At 72.9% G+C, this 17,236-nt stretch carries 14 protein-coding genes; 9 read left to right on the plus strand and 5 right to left on the minus strand.

What is annotated here, in order from left to right:
• Positions 1-169: 169 nt before the first annotated feature.
• The 4 genes from IE332_RS07975 to IE332_RS07990 are packed head-to-tail and all read left to right on the plus strand — an operon-like array spanning position 170 to position 4,616.
• The gene (locus IE332_RS07975) at positions 170-913 is read left to right on the plus strand and encodes an NUDIX hydrolase (RefSeq protein ID WP_189914428.1); all 744 of its coding nucleotides are present in this window, start codon (positions 170-172) and stop codon (positions 911-913) included.
• Entirely contained in the window at positions 914-2,077 is a 1,164-nt protein-coding gene (locus tag IE332_RS07980; RefSeq protein WP_189914429.1) for a 5'-methylthioadenosine/S-adenosylhomocysteine nucleosidase family protein, read from the plus strand. It abuts the gene before it with no gap.
• On the plus strand, positions 2,074-4,056 hold the full coding sequence (locus IE332_RS07985; RefSeq protein WP_189914430.1) for a hypothetical protein: 1,983 nt from the start codon (positions 2,074-2,076) through the stop codon (positions 4,054-4,056). The genes IE332_RS07980 and IE332_RS07985 overlap by 4 nt, the downstream gene beginning before the upstream one ends.
• Positions 4,057-4,082: 26 nt before the next feature.
• Positions 4,083-4,616, plus strand: a complete 534-nt coding sequence (locus IE332_RS07990; protein WP_189914431.1) for a hypothetical protein — start codon at positions 4,083-4,085, stop codon at positions 4,614-4,616.
• Between the two features lie 234 nt (positions 4,617-4,850).
• Here IE332_RS07990 and IE332_RS07995 read toward each other — a convergent pair whose 3' ends face one another.
• Positions 4,851-5,567: a flavodoxin family protein gene (locus IE332_RS07995; RefSeq protein WP_189914432.1), complete on the minus strand. Its 717-nt coding sequence runs from the start codon at positions 5,565-5,567 to the stop codon at positions 4,851-4,853.
• A gap of 138 nt (positions 5,568-5,705) precedes the next feature.
• A complete protein-coding gene (locus IE332_RS08000; RefSeq protein ID WP_189914433.1) occupies positions 5,706-6,491 on the minus strand; it encodes a class I SAM-dependent methyltransferase in 786 nt (261 codons plus the stop codon).
• Between the two features lie 219 nt (positions 6,492-6,710).
• Here IE332_RS08000 and IE332_RS08005 point away from each other — a divergent pair, with 219 nt between their 5' ends.
• Complete coding sequence (locus tag IE332_RS08005) at positions 6,711-8,360, plus strand: MFS transporter (protein ID WP_229928416.1); 1,650 nt, start codon at positions 6,711-6,713, stop codon at positions 8,358-8,360.
• Here IE332_RS08005 and IE332_RS08010 read toward each other — a convergent pair.
• Positions 8,338-9,231 carry a helix-turn-helix transcriptional regulator gene (locus tag IE332_RS08010; RefSeq protein WP_189914434.1) on the minus strand — a complete coding sequence of 298 codons (894 nt, stop codon included), beginning with the start codon at positions 9,229-9,231 and terminating at the stop codon, positions 8,338-8,340. The two genes, IE332_RS08005 and IE332_RS08010, sit on opposite strands and share 23 nt — an antisense overlap.
• Positions 9,232-9,428: 197 nt before the next feature.
• Between IE332_RS08010 and IE332_RS08015 the strand changes: the two genes are divergently transcribed.
• The 3 genes from IE332_RS08015 to IE332_RS41820 all read left to right on the plus strand — a co-directional run bounded on the left by IE332_RS08015 (position 9,429) and on the right by IE332_RS41820 (position 15,263).
• Positions 9,429-11,234 (plus strand): RNA ligase family protein, encoded by a 1,806-nt coding sequence (locus tag IE332_RS08015; protein ID WP_189914435.1) that lies wholly within the window; start codon positions 9,429-9,431, stop codon positions 11,232-11,234.
• Positions 11,234-14,101 carry an RNA repair domain-containing protein gene (locus IE332_RS08020; protein ID WP_189914436.1) on the plus strand — a complete coding sequence of 956 codons (2,868 nt, stop codon included), beginning with the start codon at positions 11,234-11,236 and terminating at the stop codon, positions 14,099-14,101. The genes IE332_RS08015 and IE332_RS08020 overlap by 1 nt, the downstream gene beginning before the upstream one ends.
• A gap of 121 nt (positions 14,102-14,222) precedes the next feature.
• Complete coding sequence (locus IE332_RS41820) at positions 14,223-15,263, plus strand: LGFP repeat-containing protein (RefSeq protein WP_189914437.1); 1,041 nt, start codon at positions 14,223-14,225, stop codon at positions 15,261-15,263.
• 68 nt (positions 15,264-15,331) lie between these two features.
• Here the strand turns inward: IE332_RS41820 and IE332_RS08030 are convergent, their stop codons facing one another.
• Both IE332_RS08030 and IE332_RS08035 read right to left on the minus strand, forming a co-directional pair.
• Positions 15,332-15,691, minus strand: coding sequence for a DoxX family protein (locus IE332_RS08030; protein WP_189914438.1), 360 nt, complete (start codon positions 15,689-15,691; stop codon positions 15,332-15,334).
• 81 nt (positions 15,692-15,772) lie between these two features.
• Positions 15,773-16,270 (minus strand): cupin domain-containing protein, encoded by a 498-nt coding sequence (locus IE332_RS08035; protein WP_189914621.1) that lies wholly within the window; start codon positions 16,268-16,270, stop codon positions 15,773-15,775.
• Between the two features lie 108 nt (positions 16,271-16,378).
• Between IE332_RS08035 and IE332_RS08040 the strand changes: the two genes are divergently transcribed.
• On the plus strand, positions 16,379-17,230 hold the full coding sequence (locus IE332_RS08040; protein ID WP_229928417.1) for a LysR family transcriptional regulator: 852 nt from the start codon (positions 16,379-16,381) through the stop codon (positions 17,228-17,230).
• Positions 17,231-17,236 lie beyond the last annotated feature (6 nt).

The following is a 17,236-nucleotide window of genomic DNA, read 5'->3' on the forward strand; positions in this document are numbered from 1 at the left end:
ACACCGGCTGCGGGAATCACCGATGGGGAAACGGACGAGTGGCGTCGATGTCAGCCGGTCGGTTCGTGCAGTCCCACCGCACCCGCCTCGGCTGTGGAGCAGAGCGGCACAGCACTCCCCCCGCACCCCTTCTTGTGCAAGTGACAGTAACTGAAGTACCTTGCAAGACATGCAAGATGACGTGTGGTCACCGACACCCGTACTACTGACGGTCGATCTCGTGATCCTGACGCTGCGGGAGAGCCGTCTGCACGTCCTCCTGGTGGAGCGCGGCGAAGATCCCTTCCGGGGCATGCCCGCCCTCCCCGGAGGATTCCTGAACCACGATGGTGAGGAGATCCTGGATGCCGCCCACCGCGAACTGAGCGAGGAAACGGCCCTGGCGGCCAGCTGGGTGCACCTTGAACAGCTGGCTGTATACGGGGCCTCGGACCGCGATCCGCGGGGCCGAGTCGTCTCCGTGGCTCACCTGGCGATCGCGCCGGAGCTGCCCGACCCGGTCGCGGGGACGGATGCCACCCATGCCGCGTGGGTTCCCGCAGAAGCCGTCCTGTCCGGCGAGGTGGAGCTCGCCTTCGACCACCGTCGGATCGCCACGGACGGGATCGAACGCGCGCGCACCAAGCTCGAGTTCTCGGCGCTCGCCACAGCATTCTGCAGGGAGAACTTCACCATCGCAGAGCTGCAACAGGTGTACGAGGCCGTCTGGGGCACCGAACTCGACACCCGCAACTTCTACCGGAAGGTCCAAGCTGCGAAGGGATTCATCGTCCCCTCCGGCACGGATCGCAGAACCACGGGAGGACGGCCCGCACGGCTGTACCGGGCCGGCCCGAAAACCGTGCTGTTCCCGCCGCTGATACGGCCCGCGCCATCCGCGACGGACGAGAACACGAGAGGGGAAGAGGGATAGATGTCAAATGGCCCGGTGGTGGTTCTCACTGCCCTCAATCTTGAGTACCAGGCCGTACGCCAGAAACTGGCGGGTCCGCAGGTGCACCGCCATGAGCGTGGCACCCGGTTCGAAGTGGGAACCGTGCAGGGCACGTCGTGCCGTGTCGCGCTGGGCCTGACGAGCAAGGGGAACCACTCCGCCGCAGTGATCGCCGAACGCGCGATTCAGGAGTTCTCGCCGGTGGCCGTGCTGTTCGTCGGGGTCGCCGGCGCCCTGTGGGATACCACCAGGCTGGGCGACGTGGTGATGGCGTCACACGTCTACGCCTACCACGGCGGGACCAGCGAGGACGACGGGCTCAAAGCCCGCCCTCGGGTGTGGGAAGCACCGCACGGCATCAGCCAGCTCGCCTCGCACCTGGCCCGCCTGAACGACTGGGCGGACCCCGCGCCCGGGCACGAGGAGGAACCGCAGGTCCGCTTCGGGGCGGTCGCCGCCGGCGAGGTCGTCCAGAACTCGAGGATCTCGGCCGAGGCGAAGTGGATCCGGCAACACTACAACGACGCGCTCGCCATCGAGATGGAGGCGGCCGGTGTGGCCCAGGCCGGCCATCTCAACGGGGCACCGGTGGCCATCATCCGGGGGATCAGCGACCGGGCGGACGGCACGAAGAACAGCGCGGACGACCGCAACTGGCAGCCGCGGGCCGCAGCGAACGCGGCGGCTTTCGCCACTCGGCTGGCGGTGGAACTGATGGGGGAAGTGGAGGAGAACGCGATGCCCCGGGACGACAGGGTCCGTTCGGCCGACAGGCTCGGCCAACACGTCAGCAACACCGTCCACAACAGCACCGTCGGCATCATGGCCGGTTCGGTCACGGGCAGCAGCGTCCACATGGACACGGCCCCGAAGCCATCCGGGCCAACGGATCTGGTCACGGAACTGAGCAGCTTCCGTAAGCAGTTGGGGCGCCACCGCTTCGAGGGCGCCCTCGACGAGGACACCTACCGGGAGGCCCTGGCCGACCTGGACTCCGCCCTCCGGTCAGCTGGGGGAAACACCCCCGAATCGTCGAAGCGGACGGCCATGACACTCAGGAGGCTGCGTGGGCTGGTGGCTGAATGCCCGGCGCTGGTGACCCGGCTGGCCCCTCTGATCACCGCGGCCGGTGACCTGTCATGAACCACGACAACGATGCCGCGTACAGCTCGGCCGCGTACGACTCCACGGTCGGGATCCAGGCCGGGACCGTGCACAACTCCAACGTCTACTTCGTCCACCCGGATGCCTCACCGCAGGAGAAGTACCGGCTGGGCGTACGGTTCCTGGAGGACGGCGTCCCGAGCCGCGCCCGCGAAATGATCACCGACGCGATGGTGCACGGGTGCGACGGCGCGGAGGTGCGCTTCCACTGGGTGCTCGCCGTGCTCAGCGCACGCACCTACCAGGACCTCACCACTGAAGATGTCCACCGGCTGCACTACACCTCCGGGCTCGTACGGATCTACGCGGAGGGAGAGTGGAAGGAAGCCCTGCGTGTCGTTTTCGACCTGTTGGCGGTGCTCAGCGCCGCGGGCGGCGAGACCGGAGCCGTGCTGAAGCAGCTGCATGACCTGCCGTCCCGCCAGCGCGAAGCGATCCTCCGCCACCTCGACCTCATGCTCACCGGAGGGCTGAAGGACGACCTGTGGGCGGAGACCTGCGAACGGGCCGGGGCGGAACGCTTCGGCAACGACCGGGTCCGGCGAGTCTGGGCCTATTTTGCTCCCGATCCCATCGGGGCGCGGGCCGTTCCACCCCGCCCGAGCGCCGTGGCCGCCGCCCGGGCGGCCCTCCCGGTGCGGGCCGCCCTGTTCGCCTTCAGCAGCGCGCTCCTCTGGGCCCTGGCACTGATCGCGAATCCGGTCTGGGCCGCCGCCGAGTTGCTGGTGGCGCTCGGCGCGGGTCTGACCGCGGCCCGATCCGGCCTCCGGTGGTGGGGTCGGGAACTCCGGTCGGACCTCACGGCCGGGGCCCGCGTCCCGCACCCGCGCGGTCCCGCCTCTCCCGAGGACGGGTTCACCAACCGCGTCCGCCATTCGTTCGATCACTACTTCAGCGTTCGCACGCCCTACGGGTTCCCCCCGGACGCCTGGCTCGCCCACACCGTTCAGATCCGCGGCAGCCTCGCCGCCGAGATCGCGGACCTCTATCGGGAGAGCCGGATCGGCGTGGAGCGGGTCACGTGGTTGATCCGCTACCTCGCCGAGGACGCCCGGAACCGCCACAACAACGGCACCCTGTTCGATCGTCACCGCCAGGACCCGACTCCGGCCAGGACGAAGGCCCTGACCGTGGCAGCCCTCGCCATTCTCGGCGCCTCGGCTCTGGCCGCATCCGGCACGGCCATCTCGGGGGCCGCCTCTCCGCAACCACTGTGGGCGTTCCTGGCCGTGCTCGGTGCGGCCTGGTCCGGGCACGCGGCAGCTTCCCGGTGGCTGGAGATCCGACGTGAAGAGCACCGACTGGCCCGGGAGACCCAGGAGTACCACGAACAGCTGACCGCACGGCAGATCGCCCACCGGCGCTGGAAGGAATTCCTGGACGTCACGCGCCCTACCGAGCTGGAAATGGAGACCTGGCTCACCTGCGACAAGACTTCGTTCGTCGATGAGGCGCTCCGGTATCACCGGCTCACCTGGCGTGACCTGGTCACCCACACAATCCTGGTGGCCCCGGCGCCTTCCTGCAAACGGGGCCGGGTCCGGGGCGGCCCCTGGCGGTACTCGCACTACGTCTTCCGTCTGTTCCTGTTCACCCAGGACGGCGTCCGCGAGGTCAGCTCCGAGTTCAACTCATCCGACGCGACGCGCAGGAACGAGCAGCGGAGCAACTACCGGTTCGATGCGCTGTCCTACGTGCAGGTGACGGAGAACGCCGACATCGGCTACGACCTCGAGCTCGTCCTCACCAACGGTCCGGCCAGGAAGATCCGCGTCAAGGACGCTGACGCCCATCACCTGGCGCCGGCCGAGAACGCTCAGGAGATCTCCGAGATCAACCTCAGCGCGGCCGGCTCCACCCACGCCTTCCGCATCCTGGAGGGGGTAGCGGCGGACGGTAAGGGCTGGATCGAACGGCACAGCCCCAACAACCTGACGCCCTTCCAAATCGCTGGCTGATCCACAACTCGATCTTGGGAGTTCCCGTGACCTCCACGGACGACGTCACCGAGAGCAGAATCCTGCTGGCCGAATACGACTGCCTCAAGGAGGAGCAGAAGACCCGCATCGGGTTCCGCGACAACCTGCTCTACTTCACGCTTGCCGCGGCCACTGCGGTTGTGGCGGTCACCGTCCAAAGCGGACAGTCCCGGCTGCTGCTCTTCGTCCCCGCGATCTGCCTGATCCTTGGCTGGACCTACCTGGTCAACGACGAGAAGATCTCGGCGATCGGCTGCTACGTCCGCGACCGACTGGGACCGCGCCTGGGGGAACTCGCCTCTGCCCACAGCACGGTGTTCAACTGGGAGGTCTACCACCGCAATGTCGCGGGCCGCACCACGCGCAAACGGCTTCAGACTGCAGTAGACCTGTTCACCTACCTAGTCCTGCCCATGGTCTGCACGACCGCGTTCTGGTGCTCCCCCACCGCCCAGCCCCTGCTCGTACTCGCTTCTCTCGTGCAGACGCTCGCCCTGACCGTACTGGGCTGGCAGTTCCTGCGCCGTGCGGAGCGGTAGAACAGCCCTGCCGGAATCCCTGCGGCCCACACCGTCGCCCAAGCCCTGCTCCCGGCGCGCGACCGCCCCGGACGTATCGGTCACAGCGCAGACGGCATCAACGCGCTCACGGCCCTGCTCCTCGGCGAGCCTCGCTCCGCCTGACCGTCCCGCCATGGGTCTGCCGAGCTGCGCACGTCACGGCACCTGACCTGCACCTTACGGGCAAGCGGTTCCGCAGAGGCGGGACAGAGCTCAGCGGTGTTCGGGGTTGTCGAAGTCGAAGCGGCAGCCGGCGTCCCACTCCGAGCGCTGGTTGCCGTGGGCCGGGATGCCGCCGGCGTCCTTGAGCAGGCGGGCCAGGTGGAGCTGGTTCCAGGTCATGAAGGTGGTGTTGCGGTTGGTGAAGTCGTTCTCCGGCCCGCCGGAGCCGGGGTCGAGGTAGGACGGGCCCGGCCCGGCCTCGCCGACCCAGCCGGCGTCGGCCTGCGGCGGGATGACGTAGCCCAGGTGCTGGAGGCTGTAGAGGACGTTCATCGCGCAGTGCTTGGCGCCGTCCTCGTTGCCGGTGATCAGGCAGCCGCCGACCCGGCCGTAGTAGGCGTACTGGCCTTCGGAGTTGAGGATCGAGGAGCAGGCGTAGAGCCGCTCGATGACCTTCTTCATCACGGAGGAGTTGTCGCCCAGCCAGACGGGTCCGGCGAGGGTGAGGATGTCGGCGGCCATCACCTGGGAGTAGATGACCGGCCACTCGTCGGTCTCCCAGCCGTGTTCGGTCATGTCTGGCCAGACGCCGGTGGCGATGTCGAGGTCGACGGCGCGGAGGACGTCGACGGTGACGCCCTGGCGTTGCAGGATGCCGGTGGAGACGTCGATCAGGCCCTGGGTGTGGCTGCGTTCCGGGGAGCGCTTGAGGGTGCAGTTGATCACCAGGGCGCGCAGGTCGGCGTACGACGTCGTCGGGTCCGGCACGGGGTCCTCCGTCGGGCGGCGGTCGGGGGCTGGTCGGGGGCGGATCGGGGGGCTGGTCGGGTGGCGGGCTCCCCGGACAGCTCACCAGTGCGGCTCCGCGGGCGCACACGGGGCTGAGCCGGTCGGGGGGCCGGTCGGTCAGGACGGCAGGGGGCGGCGGACGATGAGCATGTCCTGGGTGTGGCCGATGGCGTAGCCGCCGTCGGGGCGGGCGAAGTGGTCCTGGACGTAGGCGGTGAGGGCCGCGCGGGAGGGGCGGGGGTCGAGGGTGGCGAGGTCGGCGACGTTGACCATGAACTCGGCGACGTCCACGGCCTCGGCGAGGTGCGGCGCGCGGTAGTGGAGGTCCAGGGCTTCCAGGGCGATGTCGTCCTCCGGGTGCTGCGCGCGCAGCCGGGCGGCGAGCGGGGCGAGGTCGTAGCGGACGCCGGAGAAGTGGGCGGCCATCCGCATGCAGGGGCTCTCCGGGTTCTGCAGAACGACCAGCAGGGTGCCGCCGGGGGCCGTCCAGTCGAGGGCACGGCTGACAGTGTCGAACCAGTCCGCCTCCGGGACGTAGTAGAGCACGTGCGAGAGGTGGACGAGGTCGGCCGGCTCGGGCGGCTGGGCGCGGTCGAGCCGGTCCGGGAGGATGACGGCCTCGGGGCAGGTGACGGCGAGCTTCTCCCGCATCGCCGCGCTGGGCTCGACGGCCACCGTACGGTCGAAGGAGCGGGCCAGGTAGGCGGTGGTGCGGCCGTCGCCGGCGCCGAGGTCCAGCAGGACGCGGCGGTGCGGCAGGGTGGCGACGAGCTCGCCCAGCCGGGCGTGGGTGACGGGCTTCTCGTCCGTGCCGGCGAGGAAGAGCTCGAACACCCGGCGGTAGTCGGCGCTCGACACGTCGAGTACGCGGACCGGGTCGGCGTCCTTCGTCCTGGTGTCCACCGTGTGGCCTCCCTCGGGTTCCTCTGACGTCGTACGGGGCGCGCCCATTGCACCCCGGCGTACGGCCGGTCGGGTGCAGGGACGTTCCTGCCCGCGTGTCGCGAGGGGAATCGAAGGGGAGATCGAAGAGGAGGGGCGGGGGCGGTGAAGGGAGGACTGCGGTTCCCAGGGAACGGCGTTCCCTTCCCGGGGGCGCGGCGCCGGCGAACGATCGGTCCCATGAACAGCACGACTCCGGATCCCACCACCCCTGCGCGCTCACGCCCACAGCCCGACGGGCGGCGCTTCTGGCCGACCGTCACCGCCGTCGCCTCCGCCTCCCTGATGCTGCCCTTCTCGGTGACCGGCGCCGCCGTCGCCCTGCCGCGCATGGCCGCCGACCTGGGCTCGTCGGTCGGCGGCGCGCAGTGGCTGCTCAACGCCTTCAACATCGGCTTCGCCGCGCTGCCGCTCGCGGCGGGCGGCCTCGCCGACCGGTACGGGCGGCGGCGGGTGCTGCTGGCCGGGATCGGGCTGGTCGGGGCGATGTCGCTGCTGGTCGCGCTGGCGCCGTCGATGGCGCTGGTGGACGCCGCCCGGGCCGTCCAGGGCTGCGGGGCGGCGGCGGTGCTGGCCTCGGGTGCGGCGGTGCTGGCCCACGGCACCTCGGGGCCGCGCCGGCGGCTGGCGTTCGGGATCCTGGGCACCTCCTTCGGTACGGGGCTGGCGATCGGGCCGCCGGTGGCCGGGGCCCTGGTGGAGGGGCTGGGCTGGCGGTCGGTGTTCCTGCTGGTCGCGGGGCTGTCGGTGCCCGCCGGGCTCTGCGCGACCCGCGTCCCGGAGTCCCGCTCCCCCGGCGTCCCCGCCGTCGCCGCCGTCGCCACCCTCCCCGCCGTCCCCGCCGTCCCCGCCGACGGCCCCGGCCGGCCGCCGCTGGACCTCGCCGGGCTCGCCCTGTTCACCTCCGGGCTCGCCGCGCTCGCCTTCGGCTTCGCCCGGGCGACCACCGACGGCTGGGCGGCGCCCGCTCCGCTGGGGCTGTTCGCGGCCGCCGGCCTGCTGGTCCTGCTGTTCGCCGTGGTGGAGCTGCGCCGCGCCGACCGCGCCCTGTTCGACGTCCGTCTCTTCGGCCGGCCGGAGTTCCTCGCCGTGGTCTGCCAGCCGTTCACCGTCACCCTCGGCTTCGTCGTGCTACTGGTCTACCTGCCCACCTACCTCCAGGGCACGGCGGGCCTCGGCACCCTGGACAGCGGGCTGCTCCTGCTGCCGATGACCGCGCCGGTTCTGCTGCTCCCGCTGGTCGCCGGACGGCTGGCGGACCGTACGTCGGTGCGGGCGGTCCTCACCGCCGCCTCGATTCTGATCGCGGCGGGCGCCCTGCTGCTGACCACGCTGGACGGCGGCGGCTCGTGGGCGGCGCTCGCCCTGCCGCTGCTGCCGTTCGGCGTGGGCGTCGGCCTGGCCTTCGGGGTGATGGACAACGCGGCCGTCTCGACCGTCCCGGTGGAGCGTGCCGGGGCGGCGGCCGGTGTCTTCAACACCCTGCGGATCACCGGGGAGTCGGTCGCCGTGGCGGGCGCGGCCGCCCTGCTCTCCTCGCTCACCGCGGCCCGGCTGCGGGCGGGCGGCCTCCCCGACGGCCTTGTGACCGACGGCGGAACGGCGGCCAGCGGCACGATGGCTCGCGGCACGGCGGCCGACCTCGCCGGGCGGGCCGTCGTCCAGGGGCAGGTGGCGCCGGGGCAGCGGGCCGCGGTGGCGGAGGCCTTCACCGGCGCCTTCCACACCGCCGGGCTGCTGCTCGCCGCGCTGTCCGCGATCGGTGCGCTGCTCACCTGGCGTGCGCTCAGGCCGAGTTCGGCTCCGCTCAGGCCGAGTTCGGCTCCGTGACCGCCTCGGCCGCACCGGCGAGCCGTCGCAGTGCCCGCTCCGCCGGGCTGCCGGGCTCGGCCGTGTAGACCACCAGCAGGTGGTGGCCGTCGCCGGGCGCCCGGAAAGTCTCGTAGGCCAACTCCAGCTCGCCGACGACCGGATGGCGCAGCCGCTTGGGGCCGTGGGACTTCTCGTGCACATAGCGGCTCGCCCACAGGGTGCGGAACTCCGCGCTGCCCAGGGTGAGTTCGCCGACCAGCCGGACCAGCTCCGGGTCGTGCGGCCGGCGTCCGGCGGCCATCCGCAGGATGCCGACCGTGCTGCGGGCGGCCTCGTCCCAGTCGGGGTGGATCTCCCGGGCGCCCGGGTCGAGGAAGATCAGGCGGGCCATGTTCCGTTCCCTCGGCGGGAGTTCGGCGAAGTCGGCGAGCAGCGCGGCGGCCGGCCCGTTCCAGGCCAGGACGTCGTTGCGGTCGTTCATCAGGACGGCCGGGGTGAGCGGCATCGCCTCGACGACCAGCCGCAGGGCCGGCCGAATCACCTGGTCCGCGGGCTCCTTCCGCGCCCGCGCCCGCGCCGATGCCGCTGCCGCGCTCCGCCGGGGCGGACGGGCCAGGTCGCGCAGATGGGTGCGTTCGGCGGGGCCGAGCAGCAGGGCCCGGCCGAGCGCGTCGAGCACCTCGTCGGACGGGCGGTCGGCGCGCCCCTGCTCCAGGCGTACGTAGTAGTCGGTGCTCAGCCCGACGAGTTCGGCGACCTCCTCGCGGCGCAGCCCGGGCACCCGCCGGCGCCCGGTCGGGGGCAGGCCGACGTTCTCGGGCGACACCAGCGCCCGCCGGGCCCGCAGGTAGTCGCCGAGGCTGTTCGGAGTCATGATCGAGTCGGCCATGCGTGCCAGTATCGCCGCACGTCGCGGGGGTACGGGCGCCGGAAGGCACCGGAGGGTGGCCCCGTCACACCCACCCTCGCCGCGCCGCCCGCCGCACCGCCCGCCCCGCCGCCAGCCGCACCGTTAATCGGTGGCCCGCGCCGAACCGCCGCTCCTACAGTGTCCGCCGGATCACTGACGTTCACGGGAGCCCGGACATGCGCGTGCACTACCCCCGGACTCCGCATCTGCCCTGGTCACCCGGGGCGGCTGCGGACGACGTACGGACCGGGGACCTCAGCGCACTCGTCGGCGCGGAGGTCGTCGTCACCGAGAAGCTCGACGGCGAGAACACCACCCTGTACGCCGACGGCCTGCACGCCCGCTCGCTGGACTCCGCCCACCACCCCTCCCGCGCTTGGGTGAAGGGCCTCCAGGGCCGGATCGGCGGGCGGATCCCGGACGGCTGGCGGATCTGCGGCGAGAACCTGTTCGCCCGCCACTCGATCCCGTACACCGACCTGGAGAGCTGGTTCTACGGCTTCTCGGTCTGGACGGACCGCGACCACTGCCTGGACTGGGACGACACCGTCCGCTTCCTGCGCCGGCTCGGTGTCCCGGCGCCCCGGGTGCTGTGGCGCGGCCGTTTCGACGAGCGGGCCCTGCGCGCTCTGAAGACGGATCCGGACCGACAGGAGGGCTACGTCGTACGGACCGTACGGGGCTTCCCCCGGGCGGAGTTCGGCGAGCGGGTCGCCAAGTGGGTCCGCCCGCACCATGTGCGCACCGACACCCACTGGATGCACGCCGCCGTGGTGGAGAACGGGCTCGGCCCGGCTGCCGCGCTCTGGTCCGTACGCTCCGGTGCGCTGCCCGAACTTCCCGCCCTGGCAGCCGCTTTGAGGATTCCCGAACTCACCTGCCCGCCCGAGGAGTTGGCGGAGTCCTCGGCCCGGCTGGACGAGCTCGGCCGCAGCGGGGACGCCCGGCTGGCCGGGGTGCTCGCCACCGCGCTGCGCACCGAACGCCGCTCGTCGCTCGCCCCGCGGCTGGCCGGGCCGCTCGGGCTGCCGCTGGCCCGCCGGGTCGCCGACCTGGTCGGGCTGCACCCCGGGCTGCACCAGCCGTACCCGGACGAGGACCGCCGCGCCGGGCTGGTCCGGCTCTCCGGCGCCGCCGACCTCGGGGTGCTGCACGCCGTCGCCGCGGCCGCCGCCCCCGGGGAGGCGGAACGCGAGCAGGTCGCCTGGTCCGCCCTGTACGCCGAGGACGCCGGGCTGCTCGACTCCTCGCCGCAGGCGCCGCTCACCCGGCTGCGCGCCGGTCTGCGCGAGGCGCTCGCCGGCCTCGACCGGGACGCGGCCGACCGCTGCTGGGCGCAGACCCGCGAGGCGTACGCGCTCGGCCGGATCACCACCGTCGAGACCGCCGAGGAGGCGGTGGCGGCCGCATGGCGCTGGCGCGACGGCCGCTTCCCCCGGCTGCTCCACCTCTGCGGCCCCTCCGGCAGCGGCAAGAGCGCCTTCGCCGCCGCGCTCACCGGCGTCGACGCCCGGATCAGCCTGGACGACCTGCGCGCCGCCCGGGGCTCGCGGGCCGACCAGCGCGACAACGCCGTGGTGCTGCGCGAGGGCCTGGCCAGGCTGGACGCCGCCCTCGCCGGCCCGGGGGCCGACCGTACGGACGCCGACCGCCCGGGGGCCGACGACCGCGCGGGCGTCCCGTCGGCGGGCCCCACCGTGGTCTGGGACGCCACCTCGCTCAACCGCCAGCAGCGCTCCCACGTCCACGCCGTCGCCCGGCGCCGTGACGCCCTGATCACCCAGGTGGTCCTGGTGGTCGACGAGGAGGAGCTGCTGCGCCGCAACGCCGTACGGCCGCACCCGGTGCCCGCCGAGGTGCTCACCGCACAGCTGTACCGTTTCAGCCCGCCCTACCCCGGCCAGGCGCACCGCACCTGGTACGTCGGCGCAGGTGGCACCGTGGAAGACACGGCGGGCACGCTCGACGCCGAGGAGGACTGATGCGTCCCATCGAACAGATCTGCCAGCGCATCCGCTGGGACGCCCGCTTCGACCCGGCCCGGTTCACCCTGGGCGTGCGCCAGCGCGACGACCGCGTCAAGCGCGTCCCGCTGGAGGCCTTCACGGCCGCCGGGGACATCCCCTGGCACCGGGTGCAGCACGTCGAGGCCGACGGCGTCGTCGTATGGGACCGCGCGTCCGGCGTGGACCTGCTCGACACCACCGAGGCCGGGCGCCGCACCGAGCCGCGCCGCCTGCGCTCGCCCTTCTTCACGGCGACGACACCGTACGCCTGGCGGGCGGAGACCGGATGGGCCGCTGCCGAGCCGGAGGCGGTCCGAACCGTGGCTCCGACGGTCAGGGACCTGCGCGTGGTCACCGGCCTGCGTGTAGTCACCTGGAACACCCTCTGGGACCGCTACGACGCCGAGCGGATCGCCACCGCCCGCCGCCGCCCGCTGCTGCTCGCCGCGCTGGAGGCCGCCGACGCCGACGTCATCGCCCTGCAGGAGGTCGAGCCCGCCCTGGTCGCCCTGCTGCTGGCCGCGCCCTGGGTCCGCGCCCGGTACACCCTGGGCACCGACCCGCTCGGGCGGGACGTCGACGAGCACGGCCTGCTGCTGCTCAGCCGACTGCCCGTCCTGGAGGCCGGGCTCCACGCGCTCGGCCCGCACAAGGCCGTCACCGCGATCACCGTACCGGCCGGGGCCGAACCACTGACCGTGGCCGCCGTCCACCTCAGCAGCGACCACTCGACCGACGGCGCCTCCCGCCGCGAGGCCGAACTCGCCCGGCTGGCCGAGGGTTTCGCCGGGCTGGAGGGCGAACTGCTGCTGCTCGGGGACTTCAACGACGCCCGCTCCGGCAGCGCGGGCCCGGCCGCCGCGCTCGGCCTCCGCGACACCTGGACGCAGGTGCACGGCCCGGCCGACGACACCCCGACCTTCGATCCGACGGCCAATCCGCTCGCCGCCGTCTCCTCACTGACCGGCCGCCCGGGCCGGATCGACCGCGTCCTGCACCGCGCCGACCGCACCAGCGTCACCGCCGCCACCCTGCTCGGCGACCGCCCGAGCGCCGACGGACTGCACCCCTCCGACCACTACGGCCTCGCCGTGGACCTCACCCTCGACGGCACGGACGGCACGGACGGCGCAGGCGACGCACACGGCACGCCGGACGGACTCGACACCGCGCCGACCGCCCGCACCGCCGTCGCCTGGCTGCCGCCCGAGGAGCTGTGGCCGCCGATCCAGCGGCTGCGCGCCGCGCACGACCCACAGCTGCGCCGCTGGCCGCCGCACGTCAACCTGCTGTTCGGCTTCGTCCCGGAGTCCGACTTCGACCGCGCCCTGCCGCTGCTGGGCGCGGCCGCCGCCGAGACGGCCCCGTTCACCGCGCGGCTGGAGGGCGTGCACACCTTCGGCCACCGCGAGGACGCCACCGTCTGGCTGGACCCGGCCGCCGCCTCCGCCGAGCCCTGGGCTGCCCTGCGGCACGCGCTGGAACGCCGCTTCCCCCGCTGCCGCGGCCGCGCCGAGGGCTTCACCCCGCACCTGACGCTCGGGCGTAGCACCGACCCGCAGCGGGTGGCCGCCGAGTGCGCGGCCGGCCTCCCCGGGGTCTCGGCCCGGGTCGACGAGCTGGTGGTGCTCTCCCGCCGGGGCTCCGAGCCGATGCGGCCACGCGCGGTGATCACGCTGGGGACGGGCGAGGTACGGTCGGTGCCGGAGGAGGCGGGCGCCGCACCACAGCCGGAGTCTCCCGAACGAACCGCCGCGGCCCGGGCGTTGGCCGAGCGGATCGCGAAGGCGCTGCCGGACGGCGTGGTCCACGTGGTCGGCTCGCGACGGCTGGGCTGCCACCTGGACGGCGCCGACCTGGACCTGGTGGCGGCCCTGCCCGGCCCCGCCGACCTGCCCGGCGTCCGCACCCGGGTGGCGGGCGCCCTGCCGGAGGCCCGACAGCTGCGCGAGGTACGCGGCGCCCGGGTACCGGGACTGCGGATGACGGCGGACGGCCTGTCCGTCGACCTCGTCGTCGTCTTCACCGGCTCCCTCGACCCGGCCCAAGCCGTCGAGGGCCGAGGCGAGTTGGGCGAGGCGGAAGCCGTGGCACTGAGCGCGGTCACCGACGCCGAGGCGATCCGCGCGGCGATCGGCGACCAGCACGACCGCTTCGTCCGGCTCGCCTGTCAGGTCAAGGCCTGGGCCCGGGCGCGCGGACTGGACTCGGCCCCGTTCGGCCAACTCCCCTCGCTCGCCTGGTCGGTGCTCGCCGCCCGCACCGTCCTGGACGACGACGACACGGACTGCGACCTGTTCCGGCAGTTCACCGAGACCTGGGCGAGCTGGGACTGGCGCCAACCAGTCTCCCTTGACGGTCATCTGACGAGCAATCAGTCGACGGAACCGGTCACCGTCCTCACCCCCTCCTCCCCCGTCCGCAGCTGCACCACCCAGGTCAGCGCGGACACCCGCGACCTGCTCACCGAGGAGCTCTACCGCGCCTGGGAGCTCACCACGGAACACCCCGACCCCTGGCCCGCCCTGCTCACCCGGCCCCCGCTCCACCGCCGCCACGCCGCCTGGGCCGTGGTCACCACCGGGGACGCCTCCCTCGGCCTGGTCCGCGGCCGCCTCCGCGCCCTGCTCGCCGCCCTGGAGGACGCCGGCGCCACCCGCCTCCACGCCTGGCCGCACCCGTACCGGACCTCCGACGGCCTCACCCACCTGCCCATCGGCCTCGGCCCCACCCCGCTCACCGCGGCCACGCTCGCCCCGATCGCCGCCACCTGGTGCCGCCACCTCCCCGGCGTCCACCTCAAGCACGTCGAGGGCGGTGGAGTCCCCACCCTCACCCGCTGAGGACGGCCCGGGGCCCGGGCCATCCTCCCAGTCGCGGCCACAACTGGCCGACAGGACAGGGGATATGGCGCATCCGGCCGGCCGTGGGTTCGTGTACCCGCGGCCGGGGCAGAAAGGTGGCATGCATCCTTCACTCGGACGTATCGGAGCACTCCTGGCGGCCCCGGCCGTCGCCCTCGCCGTGGTCACCGCCGGCTTCACCATCGGCGCCACCCCCGCGTCCGCCGAAGTGTTCTGCGGGTCCCACTCCGTGGACGGCGCCATCTGGACCGAGTACACCCAGACCCCCGGCGTCCAGCGGTCGCTGGGCTGCCCCACCAGCGACGAACTCGGCACCCCCGACGGCGTCGGCCGCTTCCAGGTCTTCGACAGCGGCTCGATCTACTGGACCCCCGGCACCGGCGCACACGCCGTGTGGGGCATGATCCGCCAGCACTGGGCCGACCTGGGCTGGGAGCGCGGCTATCTGGGCTACCCCCTCACCGACGAGCTCACGAACCCCGACGGCTACGGCGTACGCCAGCAGTTCCAGGGCGGCACCGTCTACTGGAGCCAGTACACCGGCGCCCACGCCGTCCACGGCCTCACCGGCTGGTGGTGGGGAGAGAACGGGTACGAGAGGGGCTACTACGGCTACCCGACGTCCGACGAATACAGGGAGGACTACGTCGGAGGCAACGAGAACAACAACACGGGCGTACGGCAGAACTTCCAGTCCGGCCGCTACATCCTGTACAGCGGCGGCCAGTCCAACGCCTTCGAAAGCTGCCACACCGCATGTATCGGCTACGGCGGCATCACCAACACGAAGTGGGTGAAGAAGACCGAGGTCTACATGAACCTGGCGGACCAGAACAAGCGCTCCACGCACGTCACCCCGACCGACGCCGCGTTCGCGAGTACCTCGCACTCGGACACCGCTTCCAGCGACCCCGCGGACAACTGGAAGCAGGTCTGGTCCAACACGCTCATGTTCCCGCACGCCTCGCAGGGCGAAATGCACTCGACCTACGAGCAGTTGTACTGCCACGCGTCGTACTCCTACCCCGACGGCAGCAGCCACTTCGGCGGTCCGACCTGGGACCTGGAAGCCTGGCACTACGACATGGTCCCCTACGACGCGGGCAAAGCGCTCCAGACCAAGTGCAACTGGGGAGAGTGACCCCCGCCTGAGTCGCGTCCCCCCTTGCCCGAGCCGGCGGGACCGCCCACCCCGGACGGCGCTCCCGCTCACCAGCCGCCGGCCAGCCCGACGGCCGCTCCCGCCGCGGCGAGGAGACCCGCGTTGAGCGCGATCCGGCGGTCCCCGCCGGTCAGGTGGACAGCCACCGCGCCGACCTGCAGGAGGACGAACCCGGTCGCCGCCGCCGGCGCCAGCCCGGTGGCGACGCCGGTCAGCGGCGGCAGGACCAGCCCTGCCGCGCCGAGCAGTTCGACCGTCCCCAGCGCCCGGACGGCGGGCAGGGACACCCGGTCGACCCAGGCCATCATCGGCCGGAGCCGGTCACGGCCGCGGCTCACCTTGAGTGCGCCCGCGTAGAGGTAGAAGAGGGCGAGCGGTACTGCGACGAGCCCGTAGGCGAGGTTCATGATTCCCGTTCGTGGACAGGGGCCACCGGGGGCTGTCGGTGGCAGTTGGGAGCGGCTGGGTACGGTTCGGGCGCGGCGGCTTCAGGTCGCATCGGCTGCGGGCTCGGTCCCGTAGCGGCTCATCGCGTCGATGTTGGCCTCCGGGGTGAGCGGCCGACCGGCGGCGAGCACGTCCCGGAGGTCCCGGAAGTACTGCACGTACAGGTCGGGGGTGAACGTGCTCAGCATGACGGCGGGCCGGTCGGTCGGGTTGGCGAAGGTGTGCGGGGTGCCGGGCGGAACCACCACGAGCGTGCCCGCCGTGGCGTCGTGGTCCTCGTCCCCGACGGTGAACCGCACCGTGCCGGACAGGACGTAGAAGCCCTCGTCGTGCCCGGCGTGACGGTGCTGGGGCGGTCCCTGGGTGTGCGGGGCGAGGACGGACTCGGCGATCGCGAGGCGGTGCCCGGTGTGGCTGCCGTCCTCCAGGACGCGCATGCGGGTGGTGCCCAGGACGATGGTCTCGCCCTCCCCGGGCCCGACCACCGAGAGCGCGGGCCGGGTCCGCGGTTCGCCGCCGCTCGTTCGGCTTCCGTACATTTCGCTGCCGTGCGTTTCTTCGGTCATGGTCACGAGTCCACCGCCGGACGGCCGGGGCTGTCCAAGACCTGTTCCGCGATCCCGATACCTCCTGGGTATCGTGGCAGCGTGGAGCTACGGACCCTGCGCTACTTCGTGACCGTCGCCGAGGAACTCCACTTCGGCCGGGCCGCCACCCGCCTGCACATGAGCCAGCCGCCGCTGAGCCGGGCGATCAGGCGTCTGGAGTCCGACGTCGGGGCCCCGCTGTTCGACCGCTCCCCCACCGGGGTCACGCTCACCCCGGTGGGCGCCGTGCTGCTCCGGGAGGCGCGGGAGCTGCTCGACCACGCCGACCGCGTACGGCTGCGGGTGAGCACGGCGGCGGGCACCGCGAGCATCACGGTCGGCATCCTGGGCGACGGCACCGACCCGGGGACGGCCAGGATGGCCGCCGCGTACCGCCGTAGCCATCCCGGCGTCGAGATCCGTGTCCGCGACACCGACCTGACGGACCCGACCTGCGGGCTGCGCGCCGGGCTGGTCGACATCGCCCTGACCCGGGCGCCCTTCGACGAGACCGCCCTGACGGTGCGTACGCTGCGCAGCGACCCGGTCGGCGTGGTGCTGCGCGCCGACGACCCGCTGGCCGGCCGCGACCGGCTGCGGCTGGCCGACCTGGACGGGCGCAGCTGGTTCCGGTTCCCGCCGGACACCGACCCGGCGTGGCAGTCGTACTGGCACGGCGGCAGCCCGCGCCGGGGCCCGGTGGTGCGTGCCGTCCACGAGTGCCTGCAGGCCGTGCTGTGGAACGGCACCGTCGGCCTGGCTCCGCTCGGCCACGACCTGGCCCCCGAGCTGACCGTGGTGCCACTTTCTGACCTGCCGCCGAGCCGCGTGGTGGCGGTGTGGAACGAGGGCGACGGCAACCCGCTGATCCGGTCGTTCGTCGAGATCGCGACCGCCGCGTACCGGCGCTGAGCCCCT

The sequence above is a fragment of the Kitasatospora xanthocidica genome (genome assembly GCF_014656195.1).
Classification (GTDB): Bacteria; Actinomycetota; Actinomycetes; order Streptomycetales; family Streptomycetaceae; genus Kitasatospora; species Kitasatospora xanthocidica.